Annotated in this window: 18 protein-coding genes and 1 other annotated feature; of the genes, 8 read left to right on the forward strand and 10 right to left on the reverse strand. The window is 54.3% G+C overall.

Annotated features, from left to right (window positions below; genetic code table 11):
• Positions 1–232: 232 nt before the first annotated feature.
• From clpB to rluD, 3 genes are all read right to left on the reverse strand, one after another.
• Positions 233–2,806 (reverse strand): ATP-dependent chaperone ClpB, encoded by a 2,574-nt coding sequence (clpB, locus tag ABGA49_RS15265; RefSeq protein WP_061493625.1) that lies wholly within the window; start codon positions 2,804–2,806, stop codon positions 233–235.
• Positions 2,807–2,935: 129 nt separating this feature from the next.
• Positions 2,936–3,667, reverse strand: coding sequence for a purine nucleoside phosphorylase YfiH (gene yfiH / locus ABGA49_RS15270; protein ID WP_061493624.1), 732 nt, complete (start codon positions 3,665–3,667; stop codon positions 2,936–2,938).
• A complete protein-coding gene (gene rluD / locus ABGA49_RS15275; RefSeq protein WP_061493623.1) occupies positions 3,664–4,644 on the reverse strand; it encodes a 23S rRNA pseudouridine(1911/1915/1917) synthase RluD in 981 nt (326 codons plus the stop codon). Before rluD ends, yfiH begins: the two co-directional genes overlap by 4 nt.
• A gap of 131 nt (positions 4,645–4,775) precedes the next feature.
• Between rluD and bamD the strand changes: the two genes are divergently transcribed.
• The 4 genes from bamD to pheA all read left to right on the forward strand — a co-directional run bounded on the left by bamD (position 4,776) and on the right by pheA (position 7,534).
• A complete protein-coding gene (gene bamD / locus ABGA49_RS15280) occupies positions 4,776–5,513 on the forward strand; it encodes an outer membrane protein assembly factor BamD (RefSeq protein WP_061493622.1) in 738 nt (245 codons plus the stop codon).
• A 273-nt stretch (positions 5,514–5,786) separates the two neighbouring features.
• Complete coding sequence (raiA, locus tag ABGA49_RS15285) at positions 5,787–6,122, forward strand: ribosome-associated translation inhibitor RaiA (protein WP_061493621.1); 336 nt, start codon at positions 5,787–5,789, stop codon at positions 6,120–6,122.
• A gap of 102 nt (positions 6,123–6,224) precedes the next feature.
• Positions 6,225–6,351 (forward strand) — a sequence feature (Phe leader region).
• On the forward strand, positions 6,226–6,273 hold the full coding sequence (gene pheL, locus ABGA49_RS15290) for a pheA operon leader peptide PheL (protein WP_100250063.1): 48 nt from the start codon (positions 6,226–6,228) through the stop codon (positions 6,271–6,273). Its footprint overlaps the feature before it by 48 nt.
• Positions 6,352–6,373: 22 nt before the next feature.
• Positions 6,374–7,534 carry a bifunctional chorismate mutase/prephenate dehydratase gene (gene pheA, locus ABGA49_RS15295; protein WP_061493620.1) on the forward strand — a complete coding sequence of 387 codons (1,161 nt, stop codon included), beginning with the start codon at positions 6,374–6,376 and terminating at the stop codon, positions 7,532–7,534.
• Here the strand turns inward: pheA and ABGA49_RS15300 are convergent.
• The 7 genes from ABGA49_RS15300 to ABGA49_RS15330 form a co-directional block, all read right to left on the reverse strand.
• The gene (locus ABGA49_RS15300) at positions 7,531–8,403 is read right to left on the reverse strand and encodes an SMP-30/gluconolactonase/LRE family protein (RefSeq protein WP_347665763.1); all 873 of its coding nucleotides are present in this window, start codon (positions 8,401–8,403) and stop codon (positions 7,531–7,533) included. The genes pheA and ABGA49_RS15300 overlap by 4 nt on opposite strands.
• A 67-nt stretch (positions 8,404–8,470) precedes the next feature.
• Complete coding sequence (tyrA, locus tag ABGA49_RS15305; RefSeq protein ID WP_134318832.1) at positions 8,471–9,592, reverse strand: bifunctional chorismate mutase/prephenate dehydrogenase; 1,122 nt, start codon at positions 9,590–9,592, stop codon at positions 8,471–8,473.
• A gap of 9 nt (positions 9,593–9,601) precedes the next feature.
• On the reverse strand, positions 9,602–10,672 hold the full coding sequence (gene aroF / locus ABGA49_RS15310; RefSeq protein ID WP_061493617.1) for a 3-deoxy-7-phosphoheptulonate synthase AroF: 1,071 nt from the start codon (positions 10,670–10,672) through the stop codon (positions 9,602–9,604).
• Between the two features lie 209 nt (positions 10,673–10,881).
• The gene (locus ABGA49_RS15315; RefSeq protein WP_347665764.1) at positions 10,882–12,246 is read right to left on the reverse strand and encodes a PepSY-associated TM helix domain-containing protein; all 1,365 of its coding nucleotides are present in this window, start codon (positions 12,244–12,246) and stop codon (positions 10,882–10,884) included.
• A gap of 63 nt (positions 12,247–12,309) precedes the next feature.
• Positions 12,310–12,762 (reverse strand): DUF2946 domain-containing protein, encoded by a 453-nt coding sequence (locus ABGA49_RS15320; protein ID WP_061493615.1) that lies wholly within the window; start codon positions 12,760–12,762, stop codon positions 12,310–12,312.
• Between the two features lie 182 nt (positions 12,763–12,944).
• The gene (locus tag ABGA49_RS15325; protein ID WP_061493614.1) at positions 12,945–13,994 is read right to left on the reverse strand and encodes a site-specific integrase; all 1,050 of its coding nucleotides are present in this window, start codon (positions 13,992–13,994) and stop codon (positions 12,945–12,947) included.
• 7 nt (positions 13,995–14,001) lie between these two features.
• Positions 14,002–14,853, reverse strand: coding sequence for a phage repressor protein CI (locus tag ABGA49_RS15330; RefSeq protein WP_061493613.1), 852 nt, complete (start codon positions 14,851–14,853; stop codon positions 14,002–14,004).
• Positions 14,854–14,968: 115 nt separating this feature from the next.
• Between ABGA49_RS15330 and ABGA49_RS15335 the strand changes: the two genes are divergently transcribed.
• The 4 genes from ABGA49_RS15335 to ABGA49_RS15350 all read left to right on the forward strand — a co-directional run bounded on the left by ABGA49_RS15335 (position 14,969) and on the right by ABGA49_RS15350 (position 18,047).
• Positions 14,969–15,346, forward strand: coding sequence for a hypothetical protein (locus ABGA49_RS15335; RefSeq protein ID WP_061493612.1), 378 nt, complete (start codon positions 14,969–14,971; stop codon positions 15,344–15,346).
• Between the two features lie 38 nt (positions 15,347–15,384).
• Positions 15,385–15,723, forward strand: a complete 339-nt coding sequence (locus ABGA49_RS15340; RefSeq protein WP_347665765.1) for a DUF5347 domain-containing protein — start codon at positions 15,385–15,387, stop codon at positions 15,721–15,723.
• Between the two features lie 95 nt (positions 15,724–15,818).
• Complete coding sequence (locus ABGA49_RS15345) at positions 15,819–16,040, forward strand: TraR/DksA C4-type zinc finger protein (RefSeq protein ID WP_061493610.1); 222 nt, start codon at positions 15,819–15,821, stop codon at positions 16,038–16,040.
• Positions 16,041–18,047, forward strand: coding sequence for a replication endonuclease (locus tag ABGA49_RS15350; protein ID WP_347665766.1), 2,007 nt, complete (start codon positions 16,041–16,043; stop codon positions 18,045–18,047).
• The last annotated feature ends 22 nt before the right edge of the window (positions 18,048–18,069 follow it).

An 18,069-nucleotide genomic window follows, 5' to 3' on the forward strand; every position in this document is an offset into this window, starting at 1 on the left:
GCGAAGTCAACTGAATATTTTCAGAATTCTTCACCTGACAGGCCGGTGTGTTTGCCGTTGTGCCGTGTCAGTGGTGGCGCATTATAGGGAGTTAATTCCGGCTGACAACCCTTAATTTAAAAAAAGTTACCGTTCGCTCACTTTCCAGGCAAAACCACTGGAGAAAGTGAATTTTTGCCTGGTTTTTAAACAAAAACGAGCCCCGCAGGGCCCGTTTTCTTATATTTGTGACTTACTGCACTGCCACAATACGATTGTTTTTCACTACCAGCTCAACCGTTTTCCCCGGAATCAGCTCACCGGAGAGAATTTGCTGCGCAAGCGGGTTCTCGATTTGCTGCTGGATGGCGCGTTTCAGCGGACGAGCCCCATACACTGGATCGTAACCATTCGCACTCAGCAGTTTCAGCGCTTCTTCAGAAATCGTCACCGTATAGCCACGTTCTTCCAGGCGTTTGTACAAACGTTGCAGTTGGATCTGCGCAATAGAAGCAATATGTTTTTCACCCAGAGGATGAAACACAACCACCTCATCAATACGGTTAATGAATTCCGGGCGGAAATTCTGGCTAACGACACCCAATACCAGTTCTTTCATATGGCCATAATCAAGATCGCCAAAACGCTCCTGAATCAGGTCAGAACCCAGGTTAGATGTCATAATGACCACCGTATTACGGAAATCCACGGTTCTGCCTTGCCCATCCGTCAATCGCCCGTCATCCAGTACTTGCAATAAGATGTTGAACACATCCGGGTGCGCTTTTTCCACTTCATCCAGCAGGATGACGGAGTAAGGGCGACGACGCACCGCTTCGGTCAGGTAACCGCCCTCTTCGTAGCCGACATATCCCGGAGGCGCCCCCACCAGACGTGAGACGGAGTGTTTTTCCATAAATTCGGACATATCGATACGCACCATCGCATCGTCACTGTCGAACATAAAATTCGCCAGTGTTTTGCACAACTCGGTTTTCCCCACCCCGGTTGGCCCAAGGAACAGGAACGAGCCAATCGGACGATTAGGATCTGACAACCCCGCACGGCTGCGGCGGATCGCATTCGATACCGCTTCAACGGCTTCATCCTGACCAATCACCCGATGATGCAGATCATGCTCCATGCGCAGCAATTTTTCGCGTTCGCCTTCCATCATCCGCGCCACCGGAATACCGGTCCAACGCGCCAGTACTTCAGCGATTTCCGCATCGGTTACGCGGTTACGTAACAAACGCATGGTTTTGCCTTCCGCCTGTGTAGCCGCAGCCAGCTGTTTTTCGAGCGCCGGAATTTTACCGTACTGCAATTCCGACATACGCCCCAGGTCACCATTACGGCGCGCCTGTTCCATCGCAATTTTCGCCTGCTCCAGCTCCGATTTGATGGTCTGCGTTCCGGAAAGCGACGCTTTTTCGGCCTTCCACTCTTCTTCTAAAGTTGAGTACTGGCGTTCTTTATCCTCCAGCTCTTCATTAAGCATGTCGAGACGCTTTTTACTGGCTTCATCTGACTCTTTCATCAGCGCCCGCTGTTCCAGCTTGAGCTGAATAATACGGCGATCAAGACGATCCAGCTCTTCCGGTTTCGAGTCAATCTGCATACGGATGCTTGATGCAGCTTCATCAATCAAGTCAATGGCTTTGTCCGGCAACTGGCGATCGGCAATATAACGGTGTGACAGCGTTGCCGCCGCCACAATCGCCGGGTCAGTGATCTGCACGTGATGGTGCAATTCATAACGCTCTTTCAGACCACGCAAGATGGCAATGGTATCTTCCACCGAAGGTTCTGCGACCAACACTTTCTGGAAACGACGTTCCAGCGCAGCATCTTTTTCAATAAACTGACGATATTCATCCAGTGTGGTTGCCCCCACACAATGAAGTTCACCACGCGCCAGCGCAGGTTTCAGCATGTTACCGGCGTCCATCGCCCCGTCGGCTTTCCCTGCGCCCACCATCGTGTGAAGTTCGTCAATAAACAGGATGACGTTGCCTTCTTGTTTCGCCAGATCGTTAAGCACGCCTTTTAAACGCTCTTCGAACTCACCGCGGTATTTTGCCCCGGCAACGAGCGCCCCCATGTCCAGCGACAGCACGCGACGCCCTTTCAGCCCTTCCGGTACTTCGCCATTGACGATACGCTGCGCCAAACCTTCAACGATGGCAGTCTTACCAACGCCTGGCTCACCAATCAATACCGGGTTGTTTTTCGTCCGGCGCTGCAGTACCTGAATAGTACGGCGGATCTCTTCATCACGACCGATAACCGGATCGAGCTTGCCTTGTTCGGCGCGCTCGGTCAGATCGACAGTGAATTTTTTCAAGGCCTGACGTTGGTCTTCGGCCCCCTGATCGTTCACGTTTTCTCCCCCACGCATTTGATCTATCGCCTGAGTCACATTGGCGGTTGTTGCACCAGCGGATTTCAGCAAATCAGTTAGCGTGCCACGTGAATCAAGCGCAGCCAGAACAAAAAGTTCTGACGAAATAAAGTTGTCACCCCGCTTTTGCGCCAGTTTGTCGCAAAGATTAAGCATACGAACCAGATCCTGAGAAGGCTGCACATCGCCGCCGGTGCCTTCCACCTGCGGTAAGCGGCTTAACGCCTGTTCAATGGCGGTACGTAACTGGCCAGCGTTCACGCCGGCAGAGGTCAATAAAGGATGAATCGAACCCCCTTCCTGATTCAGCAAGGCGCTCATTAAATGAAGAGGTTCGATGAATTGGTTGTCTTGCCCCAGTGCGAGCGACTGGGCATCGGCAAGAGCAAGCTGGAATTTATTAGTAAGACGATCCAGACGCATAACTCCTCCCATAACAGGTCAAAATTGCTACTGGAGATTAAATGAGGTCATCCCTCAATTATTCAAGGTGAATGACCTGAATTATGCGAAAGAAAACTTACGCGTACTGGATCGTCTTGATTCGTTAGGTTATATCAGCCAAATGAAACTTGCCATACGCCCGGTGACCTTGTCCCGGCGATAGGAGAAAAAATCCTCCGGTTGGCTAAAAGTACAGCGATCGCCGCCAAACACATGCTCCACGCCTGCGCTTGCCAACCGCTGGCGCGCAAGCTGATAGATATCCGCAAAAAACTTTTCCCCAACCGGGCGAAAGGCGTCATCAGCACGGGGATCATGGGCCATAAACGCCTCCCTGACTTCCGGGCCAACTTCAAAGGCTTGCGGGCCAATCGCCGGACCAAACCACGCCAGCACATTTTCCGGCTTATCAGCAAAACACGCGACCGTCTCTTCCAGTATACCTGCGCATAAACCACGCCACCCCGCATGCGCAGCGGCAACTTCCGTTCCTTCGCGATTACAAAAGAGAACCGGCAGACAGTCAGCAGTCATCACCGCACAAACGGTACCCGGGGTGTTACTGTAGGAGGCATCCGCCCGCTTCGAGGTATAAGGCTCACCGTTGAGTTTCAGCACATCGGTGCCGTGCACCTGTTCAAGCCACACAGGTTTAGACGGTAAACCACCTTCCGCAAACATGCGCTTACGGTTTTCCTCCACCAGAAGGAGATCGTCACCGCAATGTGCACCGAGATTCAGGGAGTCATAAGGCGGCAGGCTAACGCCACCAATACGTGTCGAGCTACAGGCTGCAACATTCTTGGGTTGCGGCCAGTCCGGGCGGATCAGTTTGGTCATAACCAGGCCACTTCATCCTTATGCAATTCAAAATCAGCGCGCATCGCGTCGATAAGATCGACCATATCCTGCGGGATCGGCGCATGCCACTCCATCTCAATACCGCTGATCGGATGATAAAGACGCAACATGGTGGCGTGCAAAGCCTGGCGATCGAACTTACGCAGCGCCTCAATAAACGCTTCCGAGGCCCCTTTTGGCGGACGCGGACGACCACCGTACAGTTGATCACCCACCAGCGGATGCGTGATATGCGACATATGCACACGGATCTGGTGCGTACGGCCGGTTTCCAGACGCAAACGCAAGCGTGTATGTATGCGGAAATGCTCCATGATGCGGTAATGCGTGACCGCCGGTTTCCCCATCGGATGCACGGACATATGCGTACGCTTCGTTGGGTGACGGCTGATCGGTTCTTCAACAGTGCCACCCGAAGTCATGTGACCAATAGCAACCGCTTCATACTCACGTGTGATTTCACGCAGTTGTAAGGATTCCACCAGCCGCGTTTGCGCCGGCACCGTTTTTGCGACCACCATCAAACCGGTGGTGTCTTTGTCCAGACGGTGCACAATCCCTGCACGCGGAACATCGGCGATAGGCGGATAGTAATGCAGCAATGCGTTCAGCACCGTACCGTCAGGGTTACCGGCTCCGGGATGCACCACCAAATCACGTGGCTTGTTGATAACGATAATGTCGTCATCTTCATAAACGATATTTAACGGAATATCTTGCGGTTCAAAACGGGCTTCTTCTTCAATTTCAGCATTGATGGCAATGCTTTCGCCGCCCAACACTTTCTCTTTCGGCTTGTCGCTGACGCTGCCGTTGACCAGCACGCGCTGGTCGAGAATCCATTCTTTTATACGCGAACGTGAATAATCAGGGAACAATTCGGCCAAAGCCTGATCTAAGCGTTGACCGAGCTGGTTCTCGGATACCGTTGCGGTGAGTTGTACTCGTTGTGCCATATACAGCTTCTTCGTTAACGTTGGGTTTTACGGCTTTGCCGTTTAATATAGTGTGCTATTGTAGCTGGTCTTAGTCGGGAGCAGGAATAAAGAATCTCCCGCATTAACATTCTGAGGAAAGTCTAAACGTCATGACGCGCATGAAATATCTGGTGGCAGCCGCCACGTTGAGTCTGGCTTTGGCGGGTTGCTCCGGTTCAAAGGAAGTGGTGCCTGATAATCCACCAAATGAAATCTACGCGACTGCCCAGCAAAAACTGCAAGACGGTAACTGGAAGGCGGCAATAACGCAACTGGAAGCCCTGGATAATCGTTATCCGTTTGGTCCTTACTCTCAGCAAGTGCAACTGGATCTGATCTACGCTTACTACAAAAACGCCGATCTGCCGCTTGCTCAGGCCGCAATTGACCGCTTCATTCGTCTGAACCCAACGCATCCCAACATCGATTATGTGATGTACATGCGCGGGCTAACCAATATGGCGCTGGATGACAGCGCGCTGCAAGGGTTCTTTGGTGTTGATCGTAGCGATCGCGACCCACAACATGCCCGTGACGCATTTAATGACTTCTCTAAATTGGTACGCGGCTATCCGCAAAGCCAGTACGTTACGGATGCCACCAAACGCCTGGTCTTCCTGAAAGATCGCCTGGCAAAATATGACTACTCCGTAGCGGAATATTACACCGACCGCGGTGCCTGGGTTGCTGTTGTCAACCGCGTGGAAGGGATGCTTCGTGACTTCCCGGATGCGAAAGCCACGCGCGATGCGCTGCCGCTGATGGAAAAAGCCTACCGCGAAATGCAAATGAACGCACAGGCTGACAAAGTCGCGAAAATCATTGCGGCGAACAGTAGCGCCAGCTAAGACCTATCGCCTGAAAGACAAAACGGCAGCCCGCAGGCTGCCGTTTTTTTATTCGGTTTCACTTATTGCTGAAGCGGTTTAGCCCCAATCCATCCTATCAACTATGACCGCTATTTACGCGTTCGACAAGGTATATTTGCGCTCTTCCTGTCCTGCCTCACAAAACCTTTCCTTTGACAAAAAGTGACAAAATAATGTGATTTAAATCACACATTTTGACATTCACCACGGTATGCTGAAATCACCAAGACGGAAAGACAAGAGGTAAAATTTATGACAATGAACATTACCAGTAAACAAATGGAAATTACTCCGGCAATCCGCCAGCATGTCGCAGACCGTCTCGCCAAACTGGATAAATGGCAAACCCATCTGATTAATCCACATATCATTCTGTCTAAAGAGCCACAGGGCTTTATTGCGGATGCGACGATCAACACGCCGAACGGGCATCTGGTCGCCAGCGCAAAACACGAAGATATGTATACCGCTATCAATGATTTGATTAACAAGCTGGAACGGCAGCTCAATAAAGTGCAACACAAAGGTGAAGCACGTCGCGCCGCAACGTCGGTGAAAGACCCAAGCTTCGTTGAAGAAGAAGAGTAGTCTCTACATTGAGTCCCTATCCAACGCGCCTTCGGGCGCGTTTTTTATTGACAGAAAGAAAACAGTACGGGTACTGTACTTCAGTCACTCAAAGGAAAATTGCATGAAACTTGTACCGTTCTTCTTCGCATTCTTTTTTACCTTCCCCTGAACCGGGAGGCGATTCGTTTTGTGATAAAGAATGCGAAGACGAACAATAAGGCCTCCCACTTCGGGAGGCTTTTTTTTTGATAACAATTAAAGGCAACAACATGACGGCTGAAAACCCCTTACTGGATTTACGTGTAAAAATCAGCGCGCTGGATGAACAGTTACTGACGCTGCTCGCCGAACGACGCCAGCTTTCTGTCGAAGTCGGCAAAGCAAAACTGCATTCGCACCGCCCGGTGCGCGACATCGATCGCGAGCGCGATCTGTTGGAACGTCTGATTCAACTGGGTAAAGCGCATCATCTGGACGCCCATTACATTACCCGCCTGTTTCAATTAATCATCGAAGACTCAGTCCTGACTCAGCAAGCGTTGCTCCAGCAGCATCTGAATAAGATCAACCCCCATTCCGCGCGCATCGCGTTTCTCGGCCCCAAAGGTTCTTACTCCCATCTGGCGGCCCGCCAGTACGCTGCACGCCACTTTGAAGAGTTTATCGAAAGCGGCTGCCTGAAGTTCCACGATATCTTCAATCAGGTGGAAACCGGCCAGGCGGATTACGCCGTCGTACCGCTGGAAAATACCAGCTCAGGCGCAATCAACGACGTATACGATTTACTGCAACACACCAGTTTGTCGATTGTGGGCGAGCTGACGGTGCCAATTGATCATTGTGTGCTGGTTTCCGGCTCGACCGATCTGGAGCAGATTAAAACTGTTTACAGTCACCCGCAGCCGTTCCAGCAGTGCAGCCAGTTCCTGAACCGCTACCCGCAGTGGAAGATTGAATATTGCGAAAGCACCTCAGCCGCCATGGAGAAAGTGGCGCAGGCGAATTCACCCCATGTTGCAGCGCTGGGCAGCGAAGCGGGTGGAGCGCTGTATGGACTCCAGGTGCTGGAACGCAACCTGGCTAACCAGACGCAAAACATTACACGTTTTGTGGTGCTGGCGCGTAAAGCGATCGATGTTTCCGATCAGGTGCCCGCGAAGACCACACTACTGATGGCCACCGGCCAGCAGGCTGGCGCACTGGTTGAAGCCCTGCTGGTGCTGCGCAAGCACAACGTCATCATGACGAAACTGGAATCGCGCCCGATTAATGGCAACCCGTGGGAAGAGATGTTTTATCTCGATGTTCAGGCTAACCTGCACTCCGATGGGATGCAAAAAGCGTTGCGCGAACTGAATGATATTACCCGCTCGCTGAAAGTGCTGGGTTGCTACCCGAGCGAAAACGTAGTGCCGGTTGAGCCCGTTTAACGCTCTTTGAACAGCGATTTCTTCATTCCTGCCACGCTAACCGGCAGGGTGAAGATCGCCCCCGAAAGCGGGTATTGCGCCACTTCGTCAGCATCCATATTTTCCCGCGTAGTAGTAATAAAAAGCGTTTTCATATCTTTACCACCAAAACAGACCATCGTCGGGCAACGAACGGGCAGCGAATACTCTTCCAGTCGTTCTCCCTGCGGCGAAAAACGCGCAATACGCCAACCATCAAAAATCGCGCTCCAGTAACAACCTTCCACGTCGACGGCAGCACCATCCGGTATACCTTCACCCGCCTTAAACCGGTGGAAGAGTTCACGTTTACCCGGCTCCCCCTGTTGATCCAAGGGCGTCCGATAGATCACACCGTTGGGCGTATCAGAGGTAAACATCCACTGACCATCCGGACTAAATGCCAGCCCGTTAGCACCATGAATGTCGCACTGCACCACTTTTGGTGTTAAATCATTATCAATACGCAATAGCAGTGCGCCATTGTAGTCACCCGGCCCCCAAAACGTGCCGGCATAAAAACGGCCCAGATGATCGGTGCCACCATCATTAAAGCGCGCCAGTTGCGGATTCGACGGGTTATCACACACTTTTTTCCGCAGCAGACCGCGCGGATCGGTTAACCAGATGGCGTAGCGCATCGCCACGATAAAACCGCCCTTTTCCCGCAATGCAAAACAGCCAACCTCCTCCGGAAACGACAACACCGTATGTTCACCCGTCGCCAGATGATAGCGATGGATCTCCCCTTCAAGGATATCGGCCCAGTAGAGCGCCTGCTCCGGTTCGCTCCAGGTCGGGCATTCCGGTAAATGCCCGGTGTAATCAAACAGCGTTTTCAGCTCAGCCATTGCGCGTCCCTTAAATGAAAAAAGCCAGCGGGTAACCACTGGCTTTTCAGTATAAACGGCTTTCAGATTACTGGCGGCTATCGTTCGCCTGACGCAATAACACGCGGCTTTCACTTTGGAAACGCTGGGCATAATCACCAAACCAATGCTCCACTTTTCGAAAGCTGTCGATAAATGCCTGCTTGTCTCCCTGCTCCAACAAACCAATCGCCTCGCCAAAGCGTTTATAGTACCGTTTGATCAACGCCAGGTTGCTGGACGACGACATAATAATGTCAGCATAAAGCTGCGGATCCTGAGCAAACAGCCGGCCGACCATCGCCAGTTCGAGGCGATAAATTGGCGAAGACAGCGTCAGCAATTGCTCCAACTGAACATTCTCTTCCGCCAGATGCAGCCCATAAGCGAAGGTGGCAAAGTGCCGCAGCGCCTGGATAAACGCCATGTTCTGATCGTGTTCAACGGCGCTGATACGATGCAAACGCGCGCCCCACACCTGAATCTGCTCCAGGAACCACTGATACGCTTCCGGCTGCCGCCCATCGCACCAGACTACCACCTGTTTAGCAAGACTGCCGCTGTCCGGGCCAAACATCGGGTGTAATCCCAGTACGGGCCCTTGATGCGCCGCCAGCATGGCCTGTAGTGGGCCACTTTTTACCGACGCAAGGTCGACAAGAATGCAATCATCCGGCAGCGCGGGTAGCTTCGCGATCACCTGCTCAGTAACATGGATCGGCACGCTGACAATCACCATGCCAGCATCCGCCACCAGTGCCTCGGCCTGCGCCCAGTCATCTTTTTCCAGAATGCGAACCTGATAACCGGAAAGCGTCAGCATTTTGGCAAACAGTTGCCCCATTTGCCCACCGCCGCCGACAATGACCACTGGCCGCAATTCAGGGTAGAGCGTTTTAAAACCTTTATCGTTTTCGCTTGAGTAGGACTCACGCATCACACGGCGCAGCACATCCTCAATCAGATCGGGTGGTACCCCCAGCGATTCAGCTTCTTTCCGGCGCGACGCCAGCATTGCCGCCTCACGTTCAGGGACATAAATGGGCAAGCCATAATGGCTTTTCACTTCGCCAACTTGTGCCACCAGTTCCAGACGGCGCGCCAGTAATCCCAGCAGCGCCTTGTCAACGTCATCAATCTGATCGCGCAACGCGGTCAATTCAGCAACCATAACAACCTCTTAAGCAAGACGCGTCGCCAGACTATTGCGCAGGTCTTTATCAATCTCACGCAACAACGCTTCCGTGGTTTCCCAACTGATGCAGGCATCCGTCACGGAAACGCCGTACTTCATTGCACTGCGCGGTTGTTCAGAAGATTGATTGCCTTCGTGAATGTTGCTTTCAATCATCAAACCGGTAATCGACCGGTTGCCATCTTTGATTTGAGCAACGACGGATTCCGCAACGGCAGGCTGGCGACGATAATCTTTATTGGAGTTACCATGACTGCAATCTACCATCAGCGACGGCCTGAGTCCCGCCTGAGCCATCTCTTTTTCGCACTGCGCAACGTCCGCCGGGCTGTAGTTCGGCGCTTTACCACCGCGCAAAATCACATGCCCGTCCGGGTTACCCTGCGTTTGCAACAGGCAGACCTGACCGGCCTGGTTGATACCGACAAAGCGGTGCGGCATCGCAGCAGCACGCATGGCGTTGATCGCCGTGGCCAGGCTGCCGTCGGTGCCGTTTTTGAACCCCACAGGCATCGACAGACCGGAGGCCATTTCGCGGTGCGTCTGGGATTCTGTGGTACGTGCGCCAATCGCCGACCAGCTGAACAGATCACCCAGGAACTGCGGGCTATTCGGATCCAGCGCTTCCGTCGCCAGCGGCAGCCCCATGCTGACCAGCTCAACCAGCAGACGGCGCGCAATCTTCAGTCCGCCTTCCACATCAAACGAGCCATCCATATGCGGATCGTTAATCAGCCCCTTCCAGCCAACGGTAGTACGGGGTTTTTCAAAATAGACGCGCATCACCAGGTAGAGGCTATCGCTGACCTCTGCGGCAAGGGCTTTAAATCGACGAGCGTACTCAATCGCCGCTTCCGGATCGTGAATAGAGCAAGGACCACAAACCACCAGCAAGCGCGGATCGCGCCCGGCAATGATATCGGAGATGGTCTGGCGAGATTGCGCGATTTGCGCTTCTTGCTCCGTGGTCAGCGGAAATGTCGCTTTTAATTGATCCGGTGTGATCAGAACCTGTTCGTCGGTGATGTGTACGTTGTTCAGCGCGTCTTTTTGCATGATTGCGATCCTGTGTGACTCGTTTGCGATAGTTGTTCCTCTTGCGAGGATGACGTAACCATACCACAAGCGGTAAAGATTTCAATCCACAATTCGTACCGTTTACTTTACACAATCAAATTAAAAGCCATTTTACAGTGCAATTACTGTAACGGTAGCGTTACACAAACAAATGGCGCGGGGTTAGCCGCACCATTTGTCATTAGCCATTAGCCGACCGTGATCTGCGCCTCCTGACGATGACGCCTCCAGCGTATGATATCCATCAGTATAAACACCAACAGGCTGCCCCCCAGTACCGGCAAAGCCAGTCCCAGCAATAATGCCAGCGACGCAGTGATCGTACGCCCCACTATGCTCAGATGCAGCCAGCAGTACAGCAATGTTCCCGCCGGGTTCGTACTTGCCCGAGCCGGACGACGTATCCACCATAGCCGGTAGCCCAGTACGATCGTGACACAGAGTGCGCAGCCAAAGGCGATAAGCAGTAACTGATTCGGCAGACCAAACAGTACGCCCATATGGAAATCGACGCCCCAGCGCGTGAGTTTCGCCATTAACGGGAAATCAGCAAATCGGGTGCGATCGATAACCGCCATGCTGCTGCCGTCAATGGCTACCGCATCAACCTGCGTGGGCCAGCGACGATCGATTTCACTTACCGTCCAGGCTTTATCGGCGCTACGCGGCGGGCGGATTTCCAGCTTAGTGGCGGAAATGCCAGCCTGCTGCGCACTCTGCAGCACCTCATCAAACTGCACCCAATCGAGCTGCATATCAGGCATTTCCATACCGTCATGGTGCGCATGGTGTTCCGCATGTGGATCGCCAATCGTTGCCATGCCATGCAGTTGTGTATTGAGTTGCGGAGTCATCCAGCCAAACGCGGCGCGCAAACGATCAACGTTGCCGCCAGCCCATTGTGACCAGGTCAAGCCGGTTGCTGAGAACAGCAACATTCCCGCCAGCAAGATCCAGCCGAGCGAAACATGCCAGCGCCGATGATGTTGCACCGGGTTATTGAGCCGCCGCTTTGGTCGGGTGAAAAACCACAACGCAATGCCACCCAGCGCCGCCACCCACATCCAGGACGCCGCCAGTTCACTGTAAATACGCCCGACATCACCGAGCAACAATGAACGGTGGACGTAATCTATCCACTGGCGCAGCGGCAAAATCCCGCTGGTGCCATAAACCGTCATATCGCCCTTCACTTGCAGAGTCATTGGATCAATAAAAATGGCGCGATTTTCCGACTCGCCAAGCCGCGGATCGGCAAACATCACACGTGTCGTGTCGTTACCGCTCAGACCAGGACGCACCGCATGGAGACGCAGATGCCCGCCGGTCACCTGCTCAGCAATGGCAATCTGTTCCGCCAGCGGCTGGCGTTCACCCTTCTCCACGCCGTAAAGCGCATCCTGATAGAGCGCGTTTTCGAGCTGCGGCGTCGCCACGTATAAAGTGCCAGTCAGGGCGGCGATAAAGATAAACGGCCCCACAAACAGACCGATGTAAAAATGCAGGCGTCGTAGCAGGTTCAGCCACGCCGCACGCGGGGTGCAGGAAGTCATACTTTTCCTCAGAAATAGCAAAATGATGCCGTTACGCCAGGGCGTACGGGCAATATTATCGTGTCAGAAAAAGCAGACGCGCGGCGGCGCGCGGGTATCTGGCCAGAGCCAGGGAAAGAAGTGCCAGTGCGAAACCTCTTGCTTTCCGGGGGCCAGGCGCATACGCAATACGCGCCCCAGTAGCAACATGGCGACAAGGAAAATCAGACCAGGAACATGCGCCAGCAGTACGCAATAGCCACACGCTTGGGCGTGGTCGAGCGGCATGCTCTGTGAGGGTATTTCGTGATGACGCATTTGCGCATGCGACATCTGATGATGGTCAGGCATTGGCATGCTCATCTCATGATGCATGCCCGCCATCGCCTTCATCGAATCGTGTTGCAACGAGACGGAAATCAGCGGGGCGATGAGGATCAGCAGGATCGAAAATAACGCCAGCCAGGCGGCCGCGCGTTTTGCTGCATACTGATGAAAAATACGCTTCACCCCTTCTCCTCCCGATCGAAGCGGCATTGTAAATTAATCATCACCAGAAGGTTAATTTTTTCACCAAAAAGAACGAAAAGCGGTTGGCATCCCTCGAAGAGAGCACGAAAAAACTAGTTAAGACGCTTTTCCCGCGCCTCTCCACAACACGCTCATAACCGTTACCCACCAATGCCTTACCCCCTCTTTCACTGCAATAAATTGCAGCGTTATGCAACTTCTGCCGCCATTTTGCCGCCATTAAAATGCGCCAGCGGATTCAGGGTTACCGCGTCTTCCAGATGATCGGGCGCGAAGTGGGCGTAACGCAGGGTTTCACGGATATTGGCGTGACCCAGAATACGCTGCAGTACCAAGATATTGCCGCCATTGGTCATGAAATGCGCGGCAAAGGTATGGCGCAACACATGGGTTTTCTGCCCCTCGGCCAGTGCGATATCGGTGGACGCCAGCATTTTGCTGAACGCCGGATAGCACGGCTGGAACATCTGCCCCTGCAATGGCGCAAGCTCGTCATACAACCACTGCGGAATGGGCACGGTACGGTTCTTGCCGCCCTTGGTTTTCACAAACGTGATTTTATTGGCCGAAAGCTGCGTGCGCTGAAGGTTTTCCGCTTCGCGCCAGCGCGCGCCGGTGGCAAGACACACCTTCACCACCCGCGTTAAATCGCGATTCCCGAACGCGTCACAGGCCGCCAGCAGTGTGGCGATTTGCGGCGGTGTCAGCCACGTCATCTCGCGCTCTTTCTCGCGAAACGTCCGTACCCCCTCGAGCGGGTTCGGTAACTGCCACTCCCCCAACCGACTCAGCTCGTTAAACACCGCACTGAGATACTGCTGCTCACGGTTCACCGTCACCGGCTTCACCTTCCAGTTCGCCGGATCGCGCGTGTAACCATTATCGATTTCGCCACTCAAACGCCGATCGCGATAGTGCGCCCACACTTTCGCGGTCAGCTCCGTCGCCAGCGGGTCGCCGAGTCCCCGGCAGACAATCTCCAGCTTAGCCATCCGCGATTTCCCGGCCGCCAGCGACTGCCCATGCAACTTAAACCACAGCGCAATCAGATCGCTCAACCGACGGCGGTCCTCTTTTTCGCCAAGCCAGGGCTTCTCCTGCGCCTCCTGCTTTGTCCAGCGCTCAAATGCCTCGGCTTCACCTTTGGTAGGAAACTGCCGACGAATACGTCGCCCCTCCCGTCCCTGCGGATAGAGCTCGCACAGCCACTTCCCATTTTTCTGTTTGCTGACCGTCATGGTTACCCTAAACGTGTTTTTCCAGCGTAAAAATCACCACGCCAAACGGCTCAATCTCTGTCACGTTGCACTCAAAATCCGCCGAATGATTGGTAAGACGCACCTTGCCGCCCGGCAAGCGCACCACATCAAACACATCCAGCACATCATCAATGCGGATAAACCAGCGACCGTTACCGATTTTTTGCGCGGAAGTGTCCACCAGCCAGCCCGCATTCAGCCCTTCAATAAAATTCAGGCTGTCGACGGACGACGGTGCCAGGCTACGATCCAGCAACCACATGCCCGCCTCTTTCAGTTCGCCGGACTCATGGCGATATTTCGGGATACTCAGCGCCGCCTCGTGTTGCACAGCCGACGTGGACGCGGCGGGATACATCTCGCCTTTGCCGGTCGCCAACCAGTTGAGCGACACGCCGGTATCCAGCGCGCACGTCACCACCACATCGCCGGGGAAAAACTCACGCCGCACCCAGGTACTGATGGTTCCGGAAGAGATATCCAGCAAATCACCGAGATCTTTTTGCATCTGAAACCCGTATGCATCGAGGATTCGGCGCAGCACCGGGCGCCCGCCGGTCGATAAAATCTCGTTGTACAACGCTTTGCCTTTCGGTGCGGGTTTATCGGTTAATTTTGCATTTGCAAACTCACCTTCCACCAGCCAGTGCAGATCGGCCCCGGTATCGAGCGCACATTTGACCACTGCTTTATAGGGCACGCTCTCGCGCTGGATCCAGCTACTGATATTGTTCGCCGGCACATCCAGCGCTTCGGCGAGCGCTTTCTGGCTGGAGACGGAATAGGACGCGGCAATGCGCTCAATCACATCCTGAACACTCATCTTGTTTTCACTCATGCATACCAACTTCGAAAAAGTGATTTACACAATCGCATTTGCGATTTATATTGCTGTACATAGACCAGAATGCACACCAGTGCAGTACATTTCAAACCACAGGAGATAATGCGATATGTCAGATGCAAAATCAACGCCGTCTCATCCGTTATCCGACTCTCAAATGCAATCCGGAAATTTCACCCATGGCCAGATGGATGAGCTGATGTCCGCCCTGTTGCCAGCGTTGCAAACGCTGATCCGCTCGGCGATGTCCGACGCGATGACGGTGAAAGATTTCGCCGCCATGCGCGGTATCAGCGAACGTCTGGTCTGGCAATGGCTTGACGAAGGCATATTGCTCAAAGCCCCGACACGCGACTATTCCGTGGCGCAACATGCCGGGAAACGTAGCCGTACGTTGATCAATGTGAAAGCCTGGCGCGACAAATTAACGCAGCAGGCCATCGACTGCCGCTATATCGATCACCGCGCCGGCACATCCTTTAACTGAGTTTGCTTTTGCAAGCTCAGAAGAAAACAGGAGAGAGTATGGCTATCACAGCAGACCGCATCAGCGTACCGCTCAGCGCCGGAGAACGACTTAACGGGCTGAACCATATCGCCGAACTCCGCACCAGTCACTGGGGCGATAGCTGGCCCGAAGTGGCGCGTTTTATCGAGGATTTATGCGATAAGCGCGACGCGCAGTACGAGGAAAACAGCCGTGCACTGGCGGCGATCTTCTTTCTCGCCCGCGTGCCCGCGGCCCGCCAGGCTCTCGGCCCACACGCACTGACGCTTGAAGAGAAGAGAGCCGTGATCAGTGCAATGAACCATTTCCGCGCGGTCGTCAGCCTGTTTCCGAAACGCCTGACCCTGCCGCGCTAACCCCCAATCCGTAAGCCATGGCGTCCACCCGCCAGGCCCCCTTTTGCCCGCAATCAGGAGAAACCCAATGCACCACACCCTAAGGAGCGTTACCGATGGCCGATGAAATGGATCTCGTACAACAGCGTGAGCTGGAAGAGCGCGAACGGTACATCCGCCAGGCACGCAACCGCCTGCTGTTACCATCGCGTCTGACCTGCGAAAACTGCGATGCGCCTATCCCTGAAGCCCGCCGTATGGCGCTGCCCGGCGTGACCTGCTGCGTAACCTGCCAGCACCGCGCCGAACGGCAAGATAAACACTACAGGAGGCGCTAATTGGCGATCTCGTGGGCTTTTCCGTGGAACGCGCCGCGTCCGGCGATTGCCAGCCCCTACCTCACGCATGCCGAACTCCACCGTCGCAATCAGCTGATTGCGGCGTTGTTGCAAGCCCGTCATGCGCTGGCGCTGCAACCGGAGTGTGTACGCCTGCCAATCATGCGCACGGCGGATACGCTGGAGAAGCACCACGGCGAGGCGCGCGCCAACGCCTGGCTGCGCCACGTTGTGGCGCGTACGCTGCCCCGCCTCAACGCGGTCACACAGCGTTACCAACTCACCTGCATTCACCAGCGCGTATCGAAAGCGGTATTTAATGGCCACTTCGATACACAGGTTCAGCGCGACCTCGCGAGCCGGCTGGTGAATTTACTCGCCCGCTACAACCGCCTACCGGACATGACGAAAAAAGCGATCGACCGGCTGTCGGCGGACATCGCCAATTTTATTCGCGGCGAACTGGCAGATATCGATAACGCCGACGACGCCGAGCTGAAAACCCTGCATCGTTGGTATATGCGCGCGGGGATCATCGCCCTGCAATTCAACGTCACACCGCCGCACTGGCAACGGGTCACCCGCAAACTGGCCAACGCCAGCGACCTCGCCCCGGCCGTGATCCGCCTGTTCAGCGAACAGTGGTGGCGCGGGCATTTACGCCGCATCGCTGCACAGTGGCGGGAACATCTCCAGATCGCACTGGGCAACGTCAGCAAGAAAAAACACCCCTACGCCAGCCAGGATTGCGTCAGTGCCTGGCGCGAGCAAAAACGCCGTAACCGTGAGTTTCTCAAAGGCATGGAACTCGAGGACGAAGAAGGTAACCGCATCAGTCTGATCGATAAACACGATGGTTCGGTAGCCAACCCGGCGATCCGCCGCAGCGAGCTGATGACGCGCATTCGCGGGTTCGAGACCATCTGCCAGAACCTGGGTTACGTGGGCGAGTTTTACACCCTGACCGCCCCTTCCGCCTGGCACGCCACCACCCGCGCCGGCTACCGCAATCGGAAGTGGAACGGTGCCAGTCCGGCGCAGACCCAACGTTACTTCACCGCGCTGTGGGCGCGTATTCGCGCCAAGCTGCACCGCCATAATTTGCGCGTGTTCGGCATTCGCGTGGCGGAGCCGCATCACGATGGCACCCCGCACTGGCATCTGCTGCTGTTTATGCAGCCTCAGGATGTTGCTCGCATACGCGATATTACGAGCGAGTACGCAAAACTTGAAGACAATCATGAACTTAATAGTGACAAAGCGAAGAAAGCGCGCTTTGATGCGCAGGCGATAGATTCACGGAAGGGCAGCGCAACCGGCTATGTGGCGAAGTACATCGCTAAGAATATCGACGGTTATGCGCTGGAAGGTGAAACCGATCACGAGAGCGGTTCACCGTTGCAGGAAACCGCTTGCGCAGTGGCGGCATGGGCCTCGCGCTGGCGTATCCGCCAGTTCCAGTTTATCGGCGGCGCACCGGTCACGGTGTACCGCGAACTGCGGCGCATGGCCGACAGCGAAACCGCACGCGGGTTAAGTGTGGAGTTCGCACAGGTGCATGACGCCGCCGACGCCGGTGACTGGGCTGGCTATGTGAATGCGCAGGGCGGGCCGTTTGTACGCCGCGACGACCTGCAAGTGCGCACATGGTACGAGGAGGAGAACATGTTTAATCAGTATGGCGAAACGATTGTAGCCATTCGCGGCCTGTACGACACCACCGTCGGCGCGGGTTCGCCGGTGCTCACGCGGCTGAAGAAATGGAAGATTGTGCCGAAGCGTACGGACCTTGACCTTCAGGGCGCGTCTGCGCCCTCTTGGAGTTCTGTCAATAACTGTACGCCCCGGCGGGAATGGCAGGCGGGCTGTTGCCAGTCTCCTGACAAAATTGCGGCGCAATTCACAAAAAACAGAGGAGAGAAACCGTTATCAGAAAACAACAATACTTTTTTTAATCATCAACATAGGTATCAAGATGAAATATTTTTCGCTTCCCATTACTATTAGGCTTATGATACTGTACATCCAT

Source organism: Kosakonia sp. WA-90, from assembly GCF_039871955.1.
GTDB lineage: Bacteria > Pseudomonadota > Gammaproteobacteria > Enterobacterales > Enterobacteriaceae > Kosakonia > Kosakonia oryzendophytica.

Excerpts from the sequence above, each read along its gene's own strand:
- clpB (WP_061493625.1), bottom strand. The coding sequence starts at position 2,806 with ATGCGTCTGGATCGTCTTACTAATAAATTCCAGCTTGCTCTTGCCGAT.
- yfiH (WP_061493624.1), bottom strand. The coding sequence starts at position 3,667 with ATGACCAAACTGATCCGCCCGGACTGGCCGCAACCCAAGAATGTTGCA.
- rluD (WP_061493623.1), bottom strand. The coding sequence starts at position 4,644 with ATGGCACAACGAGTACAACTCACCGCAACGGTATCCGAGAACCAGCTC.
- bamD (WP_061493622.1), top strand. The coding sequence starts at position 4,776 with ATGACGCGCATGAAATATCTGGTGGCAGCCGCCACGTTGAGTCTGGCT.
- raiA (WP_061493621.1), top strand. The coding sequence starts at position 5,787 with ATGACAATGAACATTACCAGTAAACAAATGGAAATTACTCCGGCAATC.
- pheA (WP_061493620.1), top strand. The coding sequence starts at position 6,374 with ATGACGGCTGAAAACCCCTTACTGGATTTACGTGTAAAAATCAGCGCG.
- ABGA49_RS15300 (WP_347665763.1), bottom strand. The coding sequence starts at position 8,403 with ATGGCTGAGCTGAAAACGCTGTTTGATTACACCGGGCATTTACCGGAA.
- tyrA (WP_134318832.1), bottom strand. The coding sequence starts at position 9,592 with ATGGTTGCTGAATTGACCGCGTTGCGCGATCAGATTGATGACGTTGAC.
- aroF (WP_061493617.1), bottom strand. The coding sequence starts at position 10,672 with ATGCAAAAAGACGCGCTGAACAACGTACACATCACCGACGAACAGGTT.
- ABGA49_RS15315 (WP_347665764.1), bottom strand. The coding sequence starts at position 12,246 with ATGACTTCCTGCACCCCGCGTGCGGCGTGGCTGAACCTGCTACGACGC.
- ABGA49_RS15320 (WP_061493615.1), bottom strand. The coding sequence starts at position 12,762 with ATGCCGCTTCGATCGGGAGGAGAAGGGGTGAAGCGTATTTTTCATCAG.
- ABGA49_RS15325 (WP_061493614.1), bottom strand. The coding sequence starts at position 13,994 with ATGACGGTCAGCAAACAGAAAAATGGGAAGTGGCTGTGCGAGCTCTAT.
- ABGA49_RS15330 (WP_061493613.1), bottom strand. The coding sequence starts at position 14,853 with ATGAGTGAAAACAAGATGAGTGTTCAGGATGTGATTGAGCGCATTGCC.
- ABGA49_RS15335 (WP_061493612.1), top strand. The coding sequence starts at position 14,969 with ATGTCAGATGCAAAATCAACGCCGTCTCATCCGTTATCCGACTCTCAA.
- ABGA49_RS15340 (WP_347665765.1), top strand. The coding sequence starts at position 15,385 with ATGGCTATCACAGCAGACCGCATCAGCGTACCGCTCAGCGCCGGAGAA.
- ABGA49_RS15345 (WP_061493610.1), top strand. The coding sequence starts at position 15,819 with ATGGCCGATGAAATGGATCTCGTACAACAGCGTGAGCTGGAAGAGCGC.